The organism is Kitasatospora sp. NPDC096140, from assembly GCF_040303045.1.
Classification (GTDB): Bacteria; Actinomycetota; Actinomycetes; order Streptomycetales; family Streptomycetaceae; genus Kitasatospora.
On sequence record NZ_JBEOUW010000077.1, the window covers coordinates 1 to 21,089 of the forward strand.

Consider the following 21,089-nt stretch of genomic DNA (forward strand, 5'->3'; position numbering starts at 1 on the left):
TCTACCCGCTCTATTGGACACTCTGTCCCGACCCGACGCTCTTCCGATCTGCCGTACGGTCCGGCCGGCGCCCCGCACCCCGCCCGTCCCTCATCCACCCACCCCCGACCGCACCCGCGCGTCCGTCCGACCGACCGACGCCGGTCGTCCCGCCCACGCCCGCGGCCACCAGGCCGGGCATCAGGAGGATCACCATGCTCGACCACCGACTCAGCAGCGAGTACGAGGACCTCCGGCGCACCGTCGCCGAGTTCGCCCAGGACGTGGTGGCGCCGAAGATCGGCGAGTTCTACGAGCGCGAGGAGTTCCCCTACGAGATCGTCCGCGAGATGGGGCGGATGGGCCTCTTCGGCCTGCCCTTCTCGGAGGAGTACGGCGGCATGGGCGGCGACTACTTCGCCCTCGGCCTCGCCCTGGAGGAACTCGCCCGCGTCGACTCCTCGGTGGCGATCACGCTGGAGGCCGCCGTCTCGCTCGGCGCGATGCCGATCTACCGCTTCGGCACGGAGGAGCAGAAGCGCGAGTGGCTGCCCCGGCTGACCTCGGGCGAACTCCTCGGCGCCTTCGGCCTCACCGAGCCGGAGGGCGGCTCGGACGCCGGCGCCACCCGCACCACCGCGCGGTACGACGAGGCCACCGACGAGTGGGTCATCAACGGCACCAAGTGCTTCATCACCAACTCCGGTACCGACATCACCGGCCTGGTCACCGTCACCGCGCTCACCGAACCGATCGCTCGTTCGAGTGAAGAAGGCGAATTCCGCTCGCCCTCGCGGGAGATCTCCTCCATCATCGTGCCCACCGGGACCCCGGGGTTCCAGGTCTCGAAGAAGTACTCGAAGGTCGGGTGGAACGCATCCGACACCCGCGAACTGTCCTTTACCGACTGCCGCGTTCCCGCGGCCAACCTGCTGGGCGAGCGTGGCCGAGGCTACGCCCAGTTCCTGCGGATCCTCGACGAGGGCCGCATCGCGATCGCGGCCCTGGCCACCGGCCTGGCCCAGGGCTGCGTCGACGAGTCCGTGAAGTACGCCGGCGAGCGCCGGGCCTTCGGCCGGCCGATCGGCGCCAACCAGGCCGTCCAGTTCAAGCTTGCCGACATGGAGCTGCGCGCCCACACCTCCCGCCTGGCCTGGCGGGACGCCGCTTCCCGGATGCTGCACGGTGAACCGTTCAAGAAGGAGGCCGCGATCGCGAAGCTGTACTCGTCCGAGGCCGCCGTCGACAACGCCCGCGAGGCGACCCAGATCCACGGCGGGTACGGCTTCATGAACGAATTCCCGGTGGCGCGCTTCTGGCGCGACAGCAAGATCCTGGAGATCGGGGAGGGCACGTCCGAGGTCCAGCGGATGCTCATCGCCCGGGAGCTCGGCATCACCTCGTGACCGCGCGTCGCCGACCGTCGGGTCGGTGACCGGCGCGGCCGTGACGGCGCCTTCGTGACCGTCACGGCCGCGGCGACTGCGGGGGCCGTGACGGCTGCGGAGGTTTCTGCGGCAGCCACGGCCTGAGCCGAGCCCGCCGGGTCAACCTCCCACTCCATCAACGGAGTTGAGGAGCGGGCCATGGCGGAGGAGGCAACAGGAGAGGCGACAGGAGGAGGCAACCGGACGATCCCTCAGGGGATCACGATCACCGGTCGGTTGGCCCGCCGCGCCAGCCGGCCGGAGACCGAGCCGAAGATCTTGCCGAGCAGGCCGTGCGTCGTGCCGACGACGATCGCGTCGGCGGCGTACTCGCGGCCGACCTCCTCGATCTCGTGGCAGATGTCGCCGCCGCGCTCGACCAGGATCCACGGCACCCCGGCGAGGAAGTCCGCGCAGGCGAGCTCCAGGCCGAGGACCTCCGTCCGGTGATCGGGGAGGTCGACGAAGACGGGAGGCTCACAGCCGGCCCAGACCGTGGCCGGCAGGCGGTTGGCCACGTGCACGATCACCAGGCCGCACTGCGAACGGCGCGCCATGCCGACCGCGTAGGCGAGCGCGCGCTCGCTCGACAACGAGCCGTCGAAGCCGACCACCACACCGTGCTGGAACGTCGGGTCGAGCGACGGCGCGGGGGTGTCCTGCACCGACGGCTCGATGAGCCCGTCGAACCGGTCGGCCGCGCCGGAAGCCGCTTCCGGACGCTCAGCGCCCGGGCCCAGGCGGCCCGTCACCGGAGGCCCCGCAGGGTCGGCCGGGGCCTCTCCGCGCCGTTGGCGGGGCCCAGAGCGGTCACGGCGGGCGAGGCTGCCACGGCGGGCGAGACCACGCAGAGCGCGCGCGAGACCGTGGGGTCCGTCGCCACCTGCGGCCGGCTCGGCAGGCCGAGTCGCCTCGACGCGCCCCGGGGCCTCCCCGCGAGCAACGGTTCGCGGCTCGACGTACGCACCGGCATGCCCAGCGGCGTGCGCGTCCCGGTGCTCGTCGGCAGGGCCGCCGTTCGCTCCGTCCGCTCCCGCTCCGTCCGCTCTGCGGTTCGCGGGGCCGTCCGCAAGGTCACCCGTGCCGCCGTCGGTGCGCTCGACGGCATGCCCGTCGACCGGACCGAGGTTCGTGCGGACGCCGTCTCCACTCCCGGTCGCCGCTCCCGCACTGCGGGGCGAGTCCGGTTCGACCGGTCGGGGAGGCTCAAAACCAGCCATGGCTCACGGCTCTTCGAGGGAGAGGGGCCGACAGGAGAGGACAACGCTGCCCGGGCAGCAGGCCCGCCCACGGGATGACGTCGGTCTGCACCGCGCAGCACCGTATGTGACCTGTTCCTTTCAGAGTACGACGGGCGCGGGGCCAGGCCCAGCGGCGAAGCCCCGGAGCGACGTTGTTCCCGCGAAAGGAGGATGCGCCCGCCGTGGCAGTGCGCCCTGTCCGCAGGCGATCGCGCCCCCTCCGGAAAGGAGGTTCCCTGGAGCTTGACTGAGCGGACCGGGCGGCGCAACAGGCCCGCGGGACACCGTGACCGGACTGTCATTGATCGGCGACGATCCGTTGCGGCACGTCGCGAACCGTTACGCCCCGGCGGTCACGACAACCCCACCGACCTGCCCCTGCACCACCCGCCCCCGGCCCGGACGGGATCCGTACGCCAGCTGTCGGAGCCCGATCCAGCCACTTGGTACGGCTTCGCGACGCGCTCTGGCATTTGCCAGGTGCATAGCCGCAGGCGCTGGCACCATGCTCGGCATGCCCCTGCTCCTGTTCGACCTCGACAACACGCTGCTCCCCCGGGACGCCGCTTTCCGGGCGTGGGCGCAGGACTTCCTGTCCGATCACGGCCTTCCGCCCGGCGACCTCGACTGGTTCGTCACCATCGACGGCGGCGGCTACGTGCCGCGCAGCACCGTACTGTCCGCGGTTCGGCGCCGCTACGGCCTGGACGTCTCCGCCGACTTCCTGCTCGCTCACTACCGACGCGGCATCAACTCCCACATCCACTGCCCGCCCCGGCACATCGAGGCCCTGCAGGCCGCGCGGGCGGCCGGGTGGACGCTCGGGATCGTCAGCAACGGCGGCACCCGGCCGCAGTTGGAGAAGATCCGGCGGACCGGTCTGGGGCCACTGGTCGACGGCTGGGTCATCTCCGAGGAGGCGGACTGCGTCAAACCGGATCCGCTGATCTTCGAGATGGCCGCCCAGCGCTGCGGCATCGCGCCCACCGGGGACTGGGCCGCGCACACCTGGATGATCGGGGACCACGCGCCCGCGGACATCGCCGGGGCCGAACTGACCGGACTGCGCAGCGTCTGGCTGCACCACGGCCGGCCGTGGGCGGAGAGCGGCTACCGGCCGACGCTGAAGGCGGCCGGGCTGCCGGAGGCCGTCGGCCAGGTGCTCGCCGCGCGGAACGCGCCGTCGCCCCGGCCGGGGATCCGCAGCGGCGGGACCGCCCGGCGGAGGGCTGCCGGAGTGCCGGTGGGGGCGGAGGAGGCGCTGGTCGGCGCACGGTCCGGCGCACGTTCGACAACGTCCGCCCCGGCGGGTCCGAATGCGCCCGTTCCTGCGAACGCCGGGGCGGGCAGCGCGCCGGGCACCGGAGCCGGGTCCGGTGTCCGAAACCGATCAGCCGGGTTTGCCGTGATCGCCGACGCCCGCACCGGCGTCGCGGCGGCTGCCGGGTAGCGCCCGTCAGCCCTCCGCCGACGTACGGCTCCACCAGCGGGTTCGGGCCTGCTCGACGAACCCGAGCTTGCGGTAGAGCGGTTCGCCGAGCGTGGTGGCGACCAGGGTGGCCGGGCGGTCCGGGTGCGCGTGGGCCAGCGCCGTCCGCAGGACGGCCTTGGCGACTCCGCGGCCGCGCCGGTCGGGCAGGGTGGCGACCCAGTACACGCCGGTGGCCCGTCCGTCGTCGTAGGTGAGGCAGGTGCCCGCGACGGCGCCGTCGACGCGGCCGAGCCACGCCCGCCACCCGGGTTCGCCGAGCAACTGCTCCGGGAGCGCCTCACCGCGCACCCACGGCCGGCGGGCGGGCAGCGGGAACCCCTCCACGATCGCGCGTTCGACCAGCGCGAAGCCGTCCCCGTCCAGCACCTCATCGACCGTCAGGCTGCCGCCCCCGTGCGCCCCGTACACCGCGGGCAGGGCGGTCGTCGCACCCTCGACCGGGCCCGGCTCCCGGACCATCACCGGCATCTCCGGCATCCGGGTCGCCCCGAAGCGGGAGAGGTCGAGCCCGCCGTACGGGTCCTCCACGGTGAAGTGCACGGTCGACCACGCGCTCAACAGGTCCGCCAACTCCTTTTCCACCGTGCCGGGTTCGGCGTAGGGGCGGGTCACCAGGATGCGGTGCGCGTCGTCCGGGGTGCGGGCGCAGCGGACCGCCGTCAGGCCGGGCCGGACACGGGACCGCCAGCCGTGCACCCGGGCCTGGGCGAGCCAGAAGGCGGCGGCGTTGTCGTTGGCCCGTTCGAGCCGGCTGTCGCTGTTCACGGCAGGACCGTAACCCGACGGTCCGGATAGCGGTTCCGCCGCACCAGGCTTGGCCGGATGAAGCCTGGGAGGCGCACGACTCGTGCCCGTGCGCCCTCTCGTGCACCGCCGATTTTCGGTCAATTTCGCGCCGATCCCTCCCCCTTGGGCAAATCCGCAGCCCAGACCCGCCGATCGGGCGCACGCGGGCCGGACACCCCAGGAACGGCCCCGCGACAACCAGCCACCGTTGCCCCGGCCCTCTTCCCAGAAGGGTCGACGGGTGCCACGCTTCGTGATCGAATGCATCACGCCAAATTGCCATGTCGACATAGCGTCGGATGGTGAACTTGTCACAACGGCAATGGTCCACCCGATAGATTTCGATCTTGGCCAGCAGTGCCGCACCACCCACACCACACCACCGAGGGGGCTTGAGCGCCTTGAGCAGGGTGAGCAGGAGCGACGCGGGTCCTGACAGCGGCCAGGCGGTGGCCGGCACCGCGGGTCGATCCGCGAGAAGCACCGGCACCTCCGCCACCTCCGCGATCGCCGCCAGCACCCGCACCCCGGGCGCCGTCCCGTACCCCTCGCACCCCGCAGCGCACTCCCCCGTCGGCGGCCCGGGCGCGAACCCGGCCGCCGCCGAGCACGGCGCGGCGGCACCGTACGGTGGCCAGCCCCCGTTCGCCGGGCAGAGCAGCTCCGGGCAGAACGGCCCCGGACAGAACGGCCCCGGACAGAACACCGGCGGCCTGCAAGCCGCCGGACACCCCGTCAGCGGCGGGAATGTCGTCGGCGGCGGCCAGTCGATCGGCGGCCAGTCGATCGGCGGCCAGTCGATCGGGGCCCAAGCGACCGGCGGACAGCCCGTCAGCCGAGGCCTCGTCAGCCACACCCCGGCCTACGGCGGCGAGCACCCGGGCTACGCGGGCCACCCCGGCTACCCCGCCTACTCCGGGCATCCCGCCCACCCCGCCTACCCCGGCGGCGCTGCTCCGGGCCCCAACGGCGCCTCCGGAGCCGTCGGCGGCCCGCTCGGCGGACTCGCGCTCGGCTCCGCCCCCGGCCACGGGCCGCTGGGCCACGGCGGCGGACCCGGTGCGAACGGCTCGCTCTCCGCGGTGGCGGCCGCCGCGCCGCGCAAGCTGTCGGGCCGACGCCGCCGGGAGACCGTCGCGGTGCTGATCTTCGGCGGCGCCCCGATCTTCGAGAGCTCCATCCCGCTCTCGGTCTTCGGCGTGGACCGCCAGGATGCCGGGGTGCCCCGCTACCGCCTGCTGGTCTGCGCCGGCGAGGAGGGCCCGCTGGCGACCACCGGCGGCCTGACCCTCTCCGCCCCGTACGGCCTGGAGGCCCTCGCCCGGGCCGGCACGATCGTCGTACCGGCCTGGCGCTCGATCTCCCAGCCCCCGCCGGTCGAGGCCATCACCGCCCTGCGCAAGGCCCACCACGAGGGCGCCCGGATCATCGGCCTCTGCACCGGCGCCTTCGTCCTGGCCGCGGCCGGCCTGCTCGACGGTCGGCCGGCCACAACCCACTGGATGTACGCGCCGACCCTGGCCAAGCGCTACCCGCGGGTCCACGTCGACCCGCGCGAGCTCTTCGTCGACGACGGCGACGTGCTCACCTCGGCCGGCACCGCCGCCGGCATCGACCTGTGCCTGCACGTGGTGCGCAGCGACCACGGCGCCGAGGCGGCCAACGCGCTGGCCCGCCGCCTGGTGGTGCCCAGTCGCCGTGGCGGCGGAGGACAGGCGCAGTACATCGATCAGTCTTTACCGGAGGAGATCGGCAACGACCCGTTGGCCGAGGTGGTCACCTGGGCGCTGGAGAACCTCAACCAGCAGTTCGACGTCGAGGTGCTGGCGGCCCGCGCGTACATGAGCCGGCGCACCTTCGACCGGCGGTTCCGCACGCTCACCGGCAGTGCCCCGCTGCAGTGGCTGATCACCCAGCGGGTGCTCCAGGCGCAGCGGTTGCTGGAGACCTCGGAGCTGTCGGTGGACGACGTCGCGCGCCGGTGCGGGTTCCGTTCGCCGGTGGCGCTGCGCGGGCACTTCCGCCGCCAGCTCGGGGTGTCCCCGGCCGCGTACCGGACCAGCTACCGGGCGCGTCGTCCCGGGCAGCAGTCGCCCGGGGCGGCCGGTGCGCACGGCGGCGACCTGCGGCTGCCCGGCGCGCTGTCGCACGCGGCCGCTTCCTCCGCGGCGGGCGGTGCGCTGTTCGGCGGGGCGCACGGCGGGCCGTCGGCACAGCCGTTCGCGCCGGGGGCAGCGGTGCCCGTCGGTCCGCACGGACAGCCGGTGCACGGGCAGCCGGTCGGCCACGGTCAGCCGGGTGCGCACGGCCAGCCGGTCGGGTTCGGTCCGGGACAGGCCGGGACGCCGGCCGCCCAGGCCTTCCACGCCCGCGCCGGTCAGCCGTACCCGCACCAGACCGCCGCGCAGCAGCCGCACCCCGGGCAGCAGGGTGCGGCGGGGCGCGGTCCGGTGCGGCCGCCGCTGGTCCCGCCGCAGGCGGGGTCGGGTGCGGGACGTCCGCCGCGCACCGCCGAGCACGCAGCGGCCGAGGACGGCCTGCCCCAGCCGGGGGCGCGCGGTCAGGGCCAGGGGCACCGCAGCGCGGTCGAACGGCCCGCGGACGAGCCGGGCGCGGCCGGTCGCGGTCACGGTGCGGCCGCCGGACGGATGCCGGCCCCGGCCGGGCAGCCCGCACCGGGGGCGGGGGCAGGCGAGCTCCGCGGCCGGCAGGCACGGGCGCCGCAGGTCCGCTCCCAGGGCGGTCGGCCCGCGGCCGACGGTGCCCGGACGGCGCGCGAGGCCCGTGCCGGACGGGACGGACACGCGGTCCGCACCGGCCGGGAGGGCGAGCACGCGGACGGCCGCGGCGCGCACGGCGGGGCGGAGGAGCACCAGGCCGAAGGCTGTGCTCCGGCACCCCGCTCGGCTCCACCGGTCCCCGCGGCGCGTGATCGCGCCGTAGGGTGAGTTGCGTGAATGACCGTTTGGTATGGATCGACTGTGAAATGACCGGCCTCGACCTCGACCGGGACGCCCTGGTCGAGGTCGCGGTGCTGGTGACGGACTCCGAGCTGAACGTCCTCGGCGAGGGCGTGGACGTCATCATCCGGCCGCCGGCGGAGGCCCTGGCGAACATGCCGGACGTGGTGCGCGCGATGCACACCGCCTCCGGCCTGCTGGAGGAGCTGGAGCAGGGGGTGACCCTCGCCGAGGCCGAGGAGCGGGTCCTCGCGTACGTGCGCGAGCACGCGCCGGAGGCCGGGAAGACGCCGCTGTGCGGCAACTCGGTGGCCACCGACCGCGGCTTCCTGGCCCGGGACATGCCGGCCCTGGAGAAGCACCTGCACTACCGGATCGTGGACGTCTCCTCGATCAAGGAGCTGGCCCGCCGCTGGTACCCGAAGGCGTACTACAACAGCCCGCAGAAGGGCGGCAACCACCGGGCGCTCGCCGACATCCGGGAGAGCATCGCCGAACTGCGGTACTACCGCGAGGCCGTGTTCGTCCCCCAGCCCGGCCCGGACGCCGACACCGCGCGGACCATCGCCGCGAAGCACCAGGCCCCCACGAGCTGACCCGGGAGCACCCCGGAGCACCCGGGAGCACCCGGCGGCGGCCCGGATCAGGGTCCGCGGGGGTGCCGCGTCCGCCGGAACGGAACCCTGGCGCGAGCACCCTCTCGGATCCTGTAGAGTTCTTCCTGTCGGAACGGGAACGCGAGAGCGGGAACGGACCGGACAGATGGTGGGTGTAGCTCAGTTGGTAGAGCACCTGGTTGTGGTCCAGGTGGCCGCGGGTTCGAGTCCCGTCACTCACCCCAGAGCCCGAGGGGCCGATCTCTTCAAGAGATCGGCCCCTCGGGCGTTTTCGCGTTCCCCGATCTCGCACCCCTTCAATTGCGCCCGGTGGCCCGGCTTTTCCGATCGGCCCCTGCCGCCGCAAGCTACCGGCTAGTAACATCGTCGCCATGACCACACCTAAGATCGGCCAGATGCTCGACGCCACCGTGCCGATGGCGCACACCCTGAAGCTTGAGTACCTGGAGACCACCCCGGAGCGCGCCGTGCTCCGGCTGCCCGACCAGCCCGAGTTCCACAACCACGTCGGCGGCCCGCACGCCGGCGCGATGTTCACGCTCGCCGAGTCCGCCAGCGGCTGCATCGTGCTCGCCGCCTTCGGCGACCAGCTGTCCCGCGCCGTGCCGCTGGCCGTGAACGCCGAGATCGCGTACAAGAAGCTCGCCATGGGTGAGGTCACCGCCACCGCCGTGCTCGGCCGCCCGGCCGCCGAGATCGTCGCCGAGCTGGACGCCGGCGACCGCCCGGAGTTCCCGGTCACCGTCGAGATCACCCGCGCCGACGGCGCCGTCACCGGTGTGATGACGGTCACCTGGACCCTGCGTCCCAACTCCTGACCGCCGCGCGGTCGGTGGCCCCGGGGAACGCCGGCCCGGGGCCACTCTCGCGATGACTGTCCGTGACGGCGGGCGTGACCTCACCACCCGTCCGCTCGTTCTCAACTCACGTGCGAGCCAATCACGCGACCGAGCCCCGGGAACCCGCCTCCCACGGCGTCGCCGGAGCCCGGCGCGGGATCGCGCGGTGGCTGCCCCGCCCCCGCGCCGTGGCGGCGGCCGGAGCCCTGCTCGCACAGCTCTGGGGCCTCGGCGTGGCCGGAGCGTACGCGGCGTCCGCCGATCCGCTGCCGGAACCGGCCCGACCCGCCGTCCGCCGCGTCCCGCACAGCGCACCGGCCCTCGACGCACCGGCCCTCGACGCACCGACGCTCGATGCACCGACGCTCGACGCGGCCGCACCCGGCGCCCCCGCACCCGACGGGCAGTCAGCCGAACGCCCCGTCGGGCAGGGGCCGTCGGCGGGCGAAGCGCCGCGCCGCTCCCCCGGGCCTCCCGGGGGCCTCGCCGACGGCTCGGCCGGCGGGGCCGCCGGGACGTCCGGCGGCAGCCTGCAGGATCGGATCCGGGCCGGCGGACTGCCCCTCCCCGGCCAGCGGGCGGCCGTCCCCGACGCCTTCGCGATCGCCTCCGGCCTGCTCGACACCGACCCCGCCCAGGCCGACCCGGCCGAGGCCCGCGCCGTCCGCGACGGCGAGCCCGCGGCCCCGCCCTCCGCCGAGACGCACCCCGGCGCCACCCGCTCCACCGTGCCGCGGCAGCGCGAGGGCGCGGACACCCCACCCGTCCTGGAGGCCTCCGAGACCGACCCGGTGACCGGGGCCTCCACCGACCGTGACGCGACGACGGCCCCCGCCGGCCCTGCCGCACCGGGCGCCGGCGGGACGCCCGAGACCCTCGCCATCGCCGACACCGCCACGGTGACCCCCGTGCACCACGGTTCCGCCACCGCCACCGCCGTACTCGCCCCCATCGCCGCCGGGCTGCTGCTCACCGGGGCGGCCATGTGCAAGCACCGCGGGCTTCCGCGCGGCCACTAGCGAGGCGCCCCGACCTGACGGCCTCCGCCGCCGTCGCAGGGAGTTCGCACCGGGACCGGGGCGCACGAGAGCGGCTGCCGAGACGCGGTACCCGGCACAGCGGGGCTCGACGGGCCCGACGGGGCCGGACGGCGCCCGCCCGCCGTCAGCGGAAGACGCCCGGCGGCGGTTCCGGGGACGGCGCGGCCGTGGCGTCCGTCGCCGGCGCGGCTCCGGCGGCGAAGTCGGTGAGGCCGCGGCCGTGTTCGACCCGGGCGTGAGCCGGGTCGGAGGCGGCACGGCGGGTGAGGTCGGTGACCGGGAGGGGGGTGTGGGCGGCGGCCAGGACGAGGTTGCCGAAGCGCTTGCCCCGCAGGACGGCCGGGTCGGCGATCAGGCAGAGTTCGGGGAAGACCGCGCCGAGGGTGGCCACTTGGGAGCGGGCGAAGGGGAGGGCGCCGCCGTCGGCGATGTTCGCGGAGTACCAGCCGCCGGGGGCCAGGGCGCGGGCGGCGAGGGTGGTGAACTCGACGGTGGTGCAGTGGGCCGGGGTGCGGGCGCCGGAGAAGACGTCGGTGATGACCAGGTCGACGGTGCCCTCGGGGGTGCGCTCCAACACGCTGCGGGCGTCCCCGCCGCGCACCTTGATCTGCCAGCCGCGGTCCAACGGCAGTTCGGCCCGGACGAGTTCGGTCAGCGCGGTGTCGATCTCGGCGACCTGCTGGCGGGAACGCGGCCGGGTGGCGGCGACGTAGCGGGCCAGCGTGAGGGCGCCGCCGCCCAGGTGCAGGACGGTCAACGGGCGGCCCGGCGCGGCGACCAGGTCGATCAGGTGCCCGAGCCGCCGCTGGTACTCGAAGCCGAGGTGGGTGGGATCGGCGAGGTCGACCATGGACTGCGGGGCGCCGTCGATCAGCAGCGACCACGCGGCGGGGCGATCGCGGTCGGGCCGCAGTTCGGCCAGCCCGGAGCCGACGGGGCGGGTGAGCGGCCCCTGGGCGTGGGTGCGGCCACCCGCGCCGGTCGTGGCCGCCGCCTCGCCGCCACGCGCGGCCCTACTGCTTCGTCCCATGTCGGCCATTATCGCCGCAGGCCAGACGGGTGGTGCCGCCGCAGGCCAGAAAGGTGGTGCCGCCGCAGGCCAGAAGGGTGGTGCCGCCGACCCCTACAAGCGCAGCAGGGGAAGTCGCCGCCGCCGAAAGCGCACACCTACCGGTCAGGGCCGTGCCACGGGGATCGGGCCGGAGGGGCGAGCGGTGCTCGCGGCCCGGCGGGATCCGCGCGGCACGGCCGCTAGAACGGGCCGAGGCCGCCTGCGGTGAGCGTGCAGGCGGCCTCGCAGAGGGCGGAGCGGAGCACCCAGGCGTCGGTCGGGCGGGCGGCGGGTCCGGAGCCGGCGGGCGGGATCACCCAGCGCGGGTCGGTGGCGGAGGGGACGAGGGCGCCGGCCGTACAGGAGCTGCCGGGCAGGTGCCAGGTCTCCCAGGTGCCGGCCGGGACGAGGAAGGAGACGGTGCTGCCGTTGCGGCTCTGCAGCACGACGCCGCAGGCGCGGCGCAGCCTCAGGATGTCGACGGCCTCCAGACCGTGCCGCAGGGCGACCGTCACGGTGTCACAGGCGGTGACGAGGGTGCCCTCGTCGGCGAGGCGCTCGCGCCGGGGGCCGCTGCGGGGGCCGTGGCCGCCCTCGACCGGACCCCGGCCGGGGATCCGGTCGTCGGCGGGATCGGGCAGCAGGGCGGGGACTGCGCCGGCGATCACGCCCCCGCCGACGGGTCGGTGCTGCGGCAGTCCGGTGGCCATCATGGGCCCTCCTGTACCTCGTCGGATCCGGAAGCACCGCCGCCCGGAGGGGCCACCGGGCTGGGACGGGCCGGGGCGACGGCCCGGGCTTCCACGTATCAGGACAACGCCGGGGATGCACCCCAGGCCACGGGGCGCCTTACAGCAAGGCATGGCATTTCATGGCAGATATCCCGCAACATCGCCCGCTCTGCCCGGGATTGCCCTCATATCTCCCGCGAACCCCATGTGTCCGGTCGGTGACTCCGAGTACTCTCGGCGCCATGGCAGCCACCCCACCGGCCGAGCCGAACCGACCGTCCCCCAACACCGTGATGCGCGCGCTGCGCGGCGACCGCTCTCCCGGCGAGTTCGCCATGGCGGTGCGCCGGGCGGCCCGCGAGATCGGCGAGCACGTGTCCTGCGACGCCCGCTACGTCGGACGGGTCGAGTCCGGTGAGATCCGCTGCCCCAACTACGCCTACGAGCGGGTCTTCCGGCACATGTGGCCGGGCAGCACGCTCGGCGACCTCGGCTTCGCCCCCCGGACCGCCGTCCGCCGCCGCTCGGCGGACGGCGGCGCCGGGCGGGCCGAGCCGCCTCCGCTCCACCCGCCGTTCCCGCCCCTGCCCGCCCCGCGCTCACCACTCTCCACTCAACTCCCGTACGCTGCCTCGCCGTACGCGGATCCAACCGCCCCGGAAGGCCCCCCGTGGCCGAGTCCCGGCGCGGTGCCCCGGGGGCCCGATGGATCGCCCTATCTCGACGAGGAGAACGACGACGTGCGTCGCCGTACGTTCCTGGCCGGCGGCACCACCGCGCTGGCCGCCGTGATCGGCATCGACCGGCCGGCCACGGCCGCCGGCCGGTCGGCCGGCACCGACGGCGCCTCCGGTGTCCTCACCGGCCGAGGCGCCCTTCCCGGTGCGGAGTTCGCCGCGCCGTCGCTGCTGTCGGCCGACCCGCCGGTGCCCGGCCGGCCCGGGCCGGTGCCGCCGCTGCGCCGGGTCGGCGCCGCCGAGGTGTTCGGTGTCGAACAGGCCGTCCGGGACATCCGGTTGGCCGACGACGCGCACGGCGCCGACGCCCTCTACGAGCTCGCCGGGCAGTCGCTGCGCAACGCGTACGTCCTGCTCAACGAGGGCGAGTACAGCGCCGCGACGGAACGCCGGCTGCAGGCCGGGGCCGGTGAACTCGCCATCTCGGTAGGGTGGTTGGCACACGACTCGAACCGGCTCGCGGACGCCCGCTCGTTCTACTCCGAGGCGCTGGCCACCGCCCGGATGGCCGGGGACTCCGCACTGGAGGCGCACGTCTTCTGCAACAGCGCCTTCCTCGCCCGGGACGCCGGCCGCCCCCGGGAGGCGCTGCGCGCCGCGCAGGCCGGGCAGGTCGCCGCCCGGGGCCTGGGCTCCGAGCGACTGCTCGCACTGCTGGCGATGCGCGAGGCCGGCGCCTGGGCGCTGCTGCAGGACCGCGCCGCCTGCGAACGCGCACTCGGCCGCGCGTACGCGCTGTTCGGCCGCGGTCACTCCGAGGCCGATCCGGAGTGGATGTCCTTCTTCGGTGAGGCCGAGATCGCCGGCCTCCAGTCGCAGTGCTGGTCCGCCCTCGGCGACTGGGACCGCGCCAGCGAGCAGGCCGGGCTGGCCATGACGCTGCAGGAGCCGCACTTCCTGCGCAACCGGGTGCTGTACACCGCCGAGCTGGCCCACGACCGCCTCGGCCGGGGGGACCTGGCCGGCGCGGCGCACCACGGCTCGTCCGCCGTCGCGCTGTTCGCGGACGTCCGCTCGGCCCGGATCCGGAGCATGCTGGCGGACACCGCGGGACGGCTGCGCCCGCACGCCGCGGTGCCCGAGGTGCGGCGGTTCCTGGCCGAGTACGACCGGGCGGCGGCCGCCTAGCCGGAGCTGCGGCGGCCGCCGGAGGCGGGGGTGCAGCCGGGCGTCAGTGCCCGGCGTTCAGGGCGTCCAGGTGGGAGAGGTCGTTCCAGATCTCCACGGCCGGGGCGCCGTACTCCCAGGACAGCACGCACAGCGCCGCCGTACCGAGCTTGAACCGCTGCGCGAACTCGGGCGGCAGGCCCAGCCAGCGGGCGGCCAGGATGCGCAGCAGGTGGCCGTGCGCGAACAGGACGACGTCCCGGTCGGCGCAGTGCATCACGGTGGTGTCCGGCTCGGGGACGCCGTGCTCCTGGTGGAGGCCGGCGAGGAAGTCGTCCACCCGGGCGGCCACCTCGGACAGCTTCTCGCCGCCGGGCACGCCGTCCCGCCAGATCAGCCAGCCGGGGTGGTCGGTGGCCCGGATGTCCGCGCCGGTGCGGCCCTCGTACTGGCCGTAGTCCCACTCCATCAGCTCGGGGCGCTCCACCGCGCGGTCGCCGAAGCCGGCCAGGGCGCAGGTCTCCTTGGCGCGGCCGAGCGGGCTGGTGTAGACGAGCGCGTCCGGCAGGCCGTCCCAGGGGGCCCGGGCGAGGCGGGCACCGAGGGCCCGGGCCATCGCGCGGCCCTCGTCGGTCAGCGGGATGTCGGTGCGGCCGGTGTGGCGGCCGGTGGCGGACCACTCGGTCTCGCCGTGGCGGACCAGCACTATTCGGGCGGGCATGGGGGGCTCCTCGCAACGGGGCGGTGCAACGGTCGGTCTCACCATCGAGCACCGGGTTCCATGATCCCCCACCCGGGCGGCGGCCACGATCGCGGGCCGGTGCGGCCGCCGTCGCAGGCCCGTGCGGACGGGGCGCAGGCTGGTTCGGGCGGGTCGCGGGGCACCGCTTCCGGCCACCGCACGGCCACCTGTAAGGCCACCCGCACGGTCCGCCGCGGCCGGTCCGCACCGCGTTGTCGGACCCGGATGCGACACTGGGCCGCACCATGAACGTCTCGACGAACGTCCCGCCCGGCGGGTCCGCTGAGCCGCTCGCCCAGCGGCTCGCCGAGCTGCGCGGACCGGCCCTCCAGCGCAGTCTGAACGCCCGTTCCCTCGCCGCGCTCGCGGCCAATCCGGGTTGTCACCGCCGTGCGGTGCTCGACGCGGCCGGGATCGACAAGTCGGCGCTGGCCGCCCGGCTCGGCCGCCCCGCCCCCTTCGGCCAGTCCCCCTTCGCGATCGCCCGCGGCGTGATCTTCGAGTCCCGGCTGAAGGCGGACGACTACGCCGCGCTGCTGGAGCCGCTGCGCCGCCACCTCGACCTCCCGGTCGACGGCCACGCCCCGCTGGAGGTGCCGGACCTGCTGCAGCGCTCCGGCCCGGCCGTCCGCGCCGACCGGACGGCCCAGGCGCTGGCCCGGGCCGCCGCCGACCCGGAGTCCTGGACGCTGCTCGACCACCCGCTGCTGCGCCTGGAGGTGGCCGGCAGCACCGCCTACCTGGAGCCGGACGCGCTCGTGGTGCACGGCGGTCGGTGCACGGTGGTCGAGATCAAGTCGTTCCCGGTGGTCGACGGCAGCGCGGACCCGGCCAAGGTCGGCGCCGCCGCCCGCCAGGCCGCCGTGTACGTGCTGGCGCTCCAGCAGGCCGCGGCTTCGGCGGCCGGGCTGCCCCTGGGCGACGACCCCTACACCGAGCAGGCTCTGCCCGGCAGCCCCCGGACGAGCGTGTTGCTGGTCTGCCCCAAGGACTTCGGCAACCGGCCGACCGCGGTCGCCGTCGACGTCCGCCGCGAGCTGGCCACCACCCGCCGCCAGCTGAGCCGGATGACCGGCATCGGTCGGCTGCTGGACGCGCTGCCGCCGGACGCGGACTTCGACCTGGCGTCCGACGAGGCGGGCACGCCGGCGCGGTCCGCCGAGCAGCTGGTCGCCGCGGTCGAGGCGGTGCCCGCCGCGTACAGCCCGGACTGCCTGTCCACGTGCGAGCTCGGCTTCCACTGCCGGGCCCGGGCCCGCTGCGGCGACCGGGTCGAGCAGCTGGGCCGGGGCGTGCGCGGCGAGCTGGGCAGCATCCGGACGGTCTCCGAGGCCCTGGCCGCCGCCGGCGGCGGCGCGGGCGCCGACGGGGCGGGCGGTACGGACGACGGCGCGGACGACGCCGCCGAGCGTCTGGCCTACGCGGCCGCCCTGCGCGCGGAAGCCCTGGGGAAGGCATGAGTCTCCTCACCACCCTGGCCCGTCTGGAGGCCGTCCGCAGCGGCCGGGCCGAGCCGCTGGCCACCGTCCGGCACCGGCACCTGTCCGACCGCCCGATGGTGCTCGTCCCGCTGACCGCCGCCGGTGAGGCCGGCGCGCCGCTGGCGATGATGCTGGGCACCGACCGGGACGCGCCCCGGCTGCATCTGGTGCCGCAGCCGCTCAACCGCACTCTGCGGTTCGACTTCCTGGCCGAGCTGGCCGCCGACCTGCTGCCCTACCTGGAGTCCTTCGCCGACGACGTCGAGCAGATCGAGGGCTCCGAGAAGGACCCGGAGACCGGCGAGAAGACCCAGGTGTTCCGCGAACTGTGCGCGGACGCCCCGCAGCTGGTCGTGCCGAACGGCGCGGGGATCCACCACCTCGCCCTGATCGGCCGTTCGACCCGCTTCCGCCGCACCGTCGAGGACGACGAGCCGGGCCCCTACCCGGCCCCGGTCCGGGTGCCGCTGCTGGGCCGCTGGCTGACCCACCTCAGCGAGCGCGCCCAGGTGCCCGGCTCCAGCTTGCTGCTGCCGATGACCGGTCTGCTGGCGCGGCACTGGGCCACCGGCCAGAGCCACCTGGAGGACCAGCACCTGGCGGCCCGGCTGGCCTGGCACCGCCCGCCGCCCGGTCTGACCGGCGCCGAGGCCGCCGAGCTGGCCGAGTCCGCGCGGGACGAGCACGGGCAGCTGCTGCACCCGCCGGCCGGCCCGGCCACCGACCCCCGCTTCGACGAGGCCGTGCTCGCCCCGGCGATCGCCCGCTACGACTCCGCCGTGGGCGCCCTGCGGCACAGCACCGAGCAGCACGACGAGGACGCCGCCGAGCGCGCCCGGGCAGCGGTGCGGGCCGCGGTCGGGCAGCTGGAGGAGGTGCTGACGGCCGTCCTGCTGCCGACCTGGCGGGACGTCTGGCAGGGCCTGGACCTGCTGCGCGGCCTGCCGCCGGCCGGCCACCTGGAGGAGCGCTGGACGGGCGACCGCTGGTCGTACACCGGCCACCGGGACCGCCTGGCGGCGGGCGAGCCCCCGCAGCCCCGGCAGGACGACGCCGTCACCGCCGCCCGCAAACTCGCCCAGCGCGAGCGCGAGCAGGCCCGGCTGGACGTCCAGGAGGCGCTGGACGACCCGCTGGCGATGGCCGAACACCGGCTGGCCGGCGAGGCGTTCAGCGGTGAGGTGACGGAGGTGGTGCCGGACTGGGACACCACCGGCCGCTCCCCCAAGCCCCGCCCGCTGGTCACCCTGCGCACCGCCGACCGCCCGCACGCGGACCTCGGCCGGGAGGTGCACCGGGTGTGGGGGTCCCCCCGGCCGGAGTCGGGGAGCCCGGCCGCGCAGAAGGCCGAGATCGTGGCGGTCGACACCGCCGAGGGCACCATCACGCTGCGGGTGCTGTCCGGCATGGGCCGCAGGAAGGAGCCGGAGCCGGGCAGCCTGCCCGAGCCCGGCGAGCCGGTCACCTTCACCCTGTTCGAGTTGACGGTCCGCCAGTCCGCGCCGCTGCCCGAGCCGGACGACACCCCCTGGACGCACGGCGGCCCGCCCGGCGCCGCACCGCCCGTACCCGCCGCGACCGCCTCCGAGGAGTGGGAGTGATGACCGCCTCGACCCCCCGGCCGGACCGGCACGGCCGGCCGGACCCCGAGCAGGCCCCGGGAGCGGCCGCCGACGCGGCCGTGGCCGGGATCCTGGCCGCGACCGTCCGCCCGCCGGCCGGCGCCCCGCGCGGCGTGGTGGTGGACTCGCCGCCCGGCGCCGGGAAGTCGACGCTCGTGGTGCGGGCCGCCCGCGAGCTGGTCGAGGCCGGCGAGCGGCTGATGATCGTCGCCCAGACCAACGGCCAGGTGGACGACCTGGTCGGCCGACTGGCCGAGAAGGCGCCGGGCCTGACGATCGGCCGGCTGCACGCGGCGGACTCCCGTCCGGGCCCGGAGGTGCTGAAGCACGCCGGGGTCACGCCCTCGGACAAGATCGCCGACCTGGTCGAGCACGACGTGGTGATCTCCACCTCGGCCAAGTGGCAGTGGGTGCGGGCCGAGGCGCCGTGGCGGCACGCGATCGTCGACGAGGCGTACCAGATGCGCTCGGACGCCCTGCTCGCGGTGGCCCGGCTGTTCGAGCGGGCGCTGTTCGTCGGCGACCCGGGCCAGCTGGACCCGTTCACCGTGGTCGGCACCGAGCAGTGGGCCGGCCTGTCGTACGACCCGTCCGGCAGCGCCGTGGTCACCATGCTGGCGCACAACCCGCAGATCGAGCCGCACCGGCTGCCGGTCTCCTGGCGGCTGCCCGCCAGCGCGGCGCCGCTGATCTCCCGGGCCTTCTACCCGTACACCCCGTTCCGCTCCGGCACCGGCCCGGACGACCGCCGAATGACCGGCACCGTCCGTCCCGACGGCTCGGCGTTGGACGCGGCGATCGACCGGGCCGCCGAGCACGGCTGGGCGCTGCTGGAGCTGCCCGCCCGGCACACCGTCCGGACCGACCCGCAGGCCGTCGCGGCGGTCGCGGCGACGGTGCGCCGGCTGCTGGAGCGCGGGCTGACGGCGCACTCCGAGCAGGGCGACGCGCCGCTCACCGCGGACCGGATCGCCGTCGGCACCGCCCACCGGGACCAGGCGGCGGCGGTGCGCGCGGCCCTGCTCAAGGCCGGCGTCCCGGTGGACGGCACGGCCGGGCCAGCCGTCACGGTGGACACCGCCAACCGGCTGCAGGGGCGCGAGTACGACGTCACCGTGGTGCTGCACCCGCTCTCCGGCCGCCCCGACGCGACCGCCTTCCACCTGGAGACCGGACGGCTCTGCGTGCTCGCCTCCCGGCACCGGCACGTCTGCATCGTGGTGGCCCGGGCCGGGATCGCCGAGCTGCTGGACGAGCACCCGGCCACCGAGCCGGTGCAGTTGGGGGTGCCGGTGACGTTCCCGGACGGCTGGGAGGCCAACCACGAGGTGCTGCACCACCTGGCCGGCCACCGGGTCCGCCTGCGGTAACGGCCCGACTCCGTCCGGGGCATCGGCGCCCGGGCCGGGGCCGGGGCCCCCGGTCAGTCCTCGGTCTCGCAGACCGCGAAGGCCTTGACGGCCGTGTGGTCGGCCTGCACGTACCAGCTGCGGGCGTCCTGGGACGGGCCGTTGTAGGTGACGGTGTCGTGCGTCCCGGCCGGCAGCTGGTACCCGCCGCCGGTCAGGTGGGTGCCGCTGGGGCAGGTCGCCTGCGACGGGCCGCCCGGGGCGCTCACCCCGCCCTGCACCACCACCGCCGTCTCGGCGGCGACGGCCGGCGCCGCCGTGGCCAGGCCGAGGGCGGAGGCGGCCGACAGGGCGCCGAAGGGCAGGACGAAGCGCAGGATCGTCCGCACGTGCATGGGATCTCCCCGATCTGTGGGTGGCTGGACTACACGGAACCGCACCGACACAACCGGTTCGCACGCGATCCGGATGCGCGGCACTCGGAGCACGCCTGCGGCGCGCGCTGGGGAATAGCGCCCGCACGCGCACCGTTCCGCTACCGGCCCTCGCCGCGAGACAATGGACGACGGCCACAACCCGGGCGGCGCAGCCCGGAGCAGCTCTCTGCCCGCCCCACCGAGACCCCGGAGGTGTCCGTCCATGCCCGACTCCCCTGCAGAGTCGACCGAGCCCACCAGGCGCGTGCGTCCGGCGCAGCTGCTGTTCGAGCCGCAGTCCGCCGAACCGGAGCCGGAACGATTCTTCGACCTGGAGTCGATCGAGGACCCGGCGGAGCTGCTGCGCCGCTCCACCGAGCTGGCCCTGGCCTTCCGGGCGGCGGCCGAGCGGGCCACCGACTTCCAGGCCGTCGCCGCCGCCCAGCTCGCCGACCCGCGCCGGTTCGACGCCCTGTCGGACGCCGAGATCGCCGTGCGGGCGGACTGGACCCCGGACTACGCCGCCAAGATGATCGAGTACGGCCGCACGCTGCTCCAGCCGCGCCGCCACGAGGACTGAGCGCCCCCGGAGCTCCCCTGCCCAGTGCCCGCGTCCGGTGTGCCGCGCCCCCGCCCGGACACAGGCCGCTGGCATATGCGCGGCGGGAAGGGTACGCCGTTCCCCGCCGCGCTGTCCGGCGAACGGGGCTTTCCGCCCTGCCGGCGGCGCGCACGGCGCAGGCTGCTGTGCGTGGAGATCTGGACGCATCAGTCGGTGGAGTACGTCAGCGTGGCCGGGGAGGCCTGGCTCGCCTCCGCCAGCGAGTACCCGCGCAGCATGCGCGCCCTCTGGGAGACCCGCCCGTGGGCGCCCTCGGTGCTGCCCTGCGGGCGCGCCTTCGACGTGATCAGCATGCCGGCCCTGTTCGGCCGCCGGGTGCTGGACGAGCTGTGGGCCTCCGGCCCGGGCTGCGGGCCGGTCGCGGCCTACCGGGGGCGGACCCTGCTGTTCGTCCAGCCGGGCGCGGCGCCCCGGCTGCGCCGGCTGCTGGCCTGGGAGGAGTGGGCCCGGGACGTGCCGCCGCTGCTCTGCCACGGCAAGGGTGACGCGGTGACCGTGCCGCCGATGCAGCGCATGGTGAACAGCCCGGACTCCCCCGGCCACGGCGCCGGCCGGTGGATCGTCGCACCGGAGGACCGGGAGCCCTGGCTGCCGGGCGCCTCGGTGGTGCTGTGGGCCTGCGTCCGGGCGGCGCGCGAGCCGGGCGCGCCGGTCCCCGCCGGGGCGGCCGTCGTGACCGGCGGATGAACGCCGGGCGACCGGTATTCGATTTTGGCTCGGACGCACGGCGCTGCTAGAGTCTTCTCTGTCAGCAGGCGCCGCTAGCTCAGTTGGTTAGAGCAGCTGACTCTTAATCAGCGGGTCCGGGGTTCGAGTCCCTGGCGGCGCACAGACAGCCGGAAGGCCCTTC

At 75.5% G+C, this 21,089-nt stretch carries 17 protein-coding genes, 2 tRNA genes and 1 pseudogene; 14 read left to right on the forward strand and 6 right to left on the reverse strand.

Translation table 11 applies throughout. From position 1 onward, the window contains the following. The first annotated feature begins 194 nt into the window (after positions 1-194). Positions 195-1,385, forward strand: coding sequence for an acyl-CoA dehydrogenase family protein (locus tag ABT048_RS40150; RefSeq protein ID WP_350526597.1), 1,191 nt, complete (start codon positions 195-197; stop codon positions 1,383-1,385). A 233-nt stretch (positions 1,386-1,618) separates the two neighbouring features. Here the strand turns inward: ABT048_RS40150 and ABT048_RS40155 are convergent, their stop codons facing one another. After that, entirely contained in the window at positions 1,619-2,083 is a 465-nt protein-coding gene (locus ABT048_RS40155) for a universal stress protein (RefSeq protein WP_402806398.1), read from the reverse strand. Positions 2,084-3,161: 1,078 nt separating this feature from the next. Between ABT048_RS40155 and ABT048_RS40160 the strand changes: the two genes are divergently transcribed. After that, complete coding sequence (locus tag ABT048_RS40160) at positions 3,162-4,097, forward strand: HAD family hydrolase (RefSeq protein WP_350526598.1); 936 nt, start codon at positions 3,162-3,164, stop codon at positions 4,095-4,097. A gap of 6 nt (positions 4,098-4,103) precedes the next feature. Here ABT048_RS40160 and ABT048_RS40165 read toward each other — a convergent pair whose 3' ends face one another. Beyond that, positions 4,104-4,904 carry a GNAT family N-acetyltransferase gene (locus ABT048_RS40165; protein ID WP_350526599.1) on the reverse strand — a complete coding sequence of 267 codons (801 nt, stop codon included), beginning with the start codon at positions 4,902-4,904 and terminating at the stop codon, positions 4,104-4,106. Positions 4,905-6,007: 1,103 nt separating this feature from the next. Between ABT048_RS40165 and ABT048_RS40170 the strand changes: the two are divergent. From ABT048_RS40170 to ABT048_RS40190, 5 genes and pseudogenes are all read left to right on the forward strand, one after another. Then, a pseudogene (locus tag ABT048_RS40170) lies at positions 6,008-7,010 on the forward strand (helix-turn-helix domain-containing protein); the annotation flags it as partial. Positions 7,011-7,878: 868 nt separating this feature from the next. After that, complete coding sequence (gene orn, locus ABT048_RS40175; RefSeq protein WP_350526600.1) at positions 7,879-8,481, forward strand: oligoribonuclease; 603 nt, start codon at positions 7,879-7,881, stop codon at positions 8,479-8,481. Positions 8,482-8,650: 169 nt separating this feature from the next. After that, positions 8,651-8,726 (forward strand) — tRNA-His (locus ABT048_RS40180). Between the two features lie 147 nt (positions 8,727-8,873). Beyond that, on the forward strand, positions 8,874-9,320 hold the full coding sequence (locus ABT048_RS40185) for a DUF4442 domain-containing protein (protein ID WP_350526601.1): 447 nt from the start codon (positions 8,874-8,876) through the stop codon (positions 9,318-9,320). 110 nt (positions 9,321-9,430) lie between these two features. Next, positions 9,431-10,360: a hypothetical protein gene (locus tag ABT048_RS40190; RefSeq protein ID WP_350526602.1), complete on the forward strand. Its 930-nt coding sequence runs from the start codon at positions 9,431-9,433 to the stop codon at positions 10,358-10,360. 145 nt (positions 10,361-10,505) lie between these two features. On the opposite strand, the gene ABT048_RS40195 is transcribed toward ABT048_RS40190, so the two are convergent. Both ABT048_RS40195 and ABT048_RS40200 read right to left on the reverse strand, forming a co-directional pair. Then, a complete protein-coding gene (locus tag ABT048_RS40195; protein WP_350526603.1) occupies positions 10,506-11,411 on the reverse strand; it encodes a spermidine synthase in 906 nt (301 codons plus the stop codon). A gap of 221 nt (positions 11,412-11,632) precedes the next feature. Beyond that, the gene (locus ABT048_RS40200; protein ID WP_350526604.1) at positions 11,633-12,145 is read right to left on the reverse strand and encodes a hypothetical protein; all 513 of its coding nucleotides are present in this window, start codon (positions 12,143-12,145) and stop codon (positions 11,633-11,635) included. A gap of 260 nt (positions 12,146-12,405) precedes the next feature. On the opposite strand from ABT048_RS40200, the gene ABT048_RS40205 reads away from it, so the two are divergent. Further along, positions 12,406-14,028, forward strand: a complete 1,623-nt coding sequence (locus ABT048_RS40205) for an NsdA family TPR-like regulatory protein (protein WP_350526605.1) — start codon at positions 12,406-12,408, stop codon at positions 14,026-14,028. Positions 14,029-14,071: 43 nt separating this feature from the next. Here the strand turns inward: ABT048_RS40205 and ABT048_RS40210 are convergent, their stop codons facing one another. Next, positions 14,072-14,728 (reverse strand): histidine phosphatase family protein, encoded by a 657-nt coding sequence (locus ABT048_RS40210; protein ID WP_350526606.1) that lies wholly within the window; start codon positions 14,726-14,728, stop codon positions 14,072-14,074. A gap of 266 nt (positions 14,729-14,994) precedes the next feature. Here ABT048_RS40210 and ABT048_RS40215 point away from each other — a divergent pair, with 266 nt between their 5' ends. From ABT048_RS40215 to ABT048_RS40225, 3 genes are read left to right on the forward strand one after another with little or no spacing between them, the layout of a single operon-like run. Next, positions 14,995-16,209, forward strand: a complete 1,215-nt coding sequence (locus ABT048_RS40215) for a hypothetical protein (protein ID WP_350526607.1) — start codon at positions 14,995-14,997, stop codon at positions 16,207-16,209. Beyond that, the gene (locus tag ABT048_RS40220) at positions 16,206-17,831 is read left to right on the forward strand and encodes an ATP synthase subunit B family protein (RefSeq protein WP_350526608.1); all 1,626 of its coding nucleotides are present in this window, start codon (positions 16,206-16,208) and stop codon (positions 17,829-17,831) included. Before ABT048_RS40215 ends, ABT048_RS40220 begins: the two co-directional genes overlap by 4 nt. Then, the gene (locus ABT048_RS40225; protein ID WP_350526609.1) at positions 17,831-19,222 is read left to right on the forward strand and encodes an AAA family ATPase; all 1,392 of its coding nucleotides are present in this window, start codon (positions 17,831-17,833) and stop codon (positions 19,220-19,222) included. Before ABT048_RS40220 ends, ABT048_RS40225 begins: the two co-directional genes overlap by 1 nt. Positions 19,223-19,275: 53 nt before the next feature. Here the strand turns inward: ABT048_RS40225 and ABT048_RS40230 are convergent, their stop codons facing one another. Continuing rightward, positions 19,276-19,596, reverse strand: coding sequence for a hypothetical protein (locus ABT048_RS40230; RefSeq protein ID WP_350526610.1), 321 nt, complete (start codon positions 19,594-19,596; stop codon positions 19,276-19,278). Between the two features lie 244 nt (positions 19,597-19,840). Here ABT048_RS40230 and ABT048_RS40235 point away from each other — a divergent pair, with 244 nt between their 5' ends. From ABT048_RS40235 to ABT048_RS40245, 3 genes are all read left to right on the forward strand, one after another. Next, on the forward strand, positions 19,841-20,197 hold the full coding sequence (locus tag ABT048_RS40235; protein WP_350526611.1) for a DUF8844 domain-containing protein: 357 nt from the start codon (positions 19,841-19,843) through the stop codon (positions 20,195-20,197). Positions 20,198-20,368: 171 nt separating this feature from the next. Next, positions 20,369-20,926: a bifunctional DNA primase/polymerase gene (locus ABT048_RS40240; protein WP_350526612.1), complete on the forward strand. Its 558-nt coding sequence runs from the start codon at positions 20,369-20,371 to the stop codon at positions 20,924-20,926. Positions 20,927-20,994: 68 nt separating this feature from the next. Next, positions 20,995-21,068, forward strand: a tRNA-Lys gene (locus tag ABT048_RS40245). Positions 21,069-21,089 lie beyond the last annotated feature (21 nt).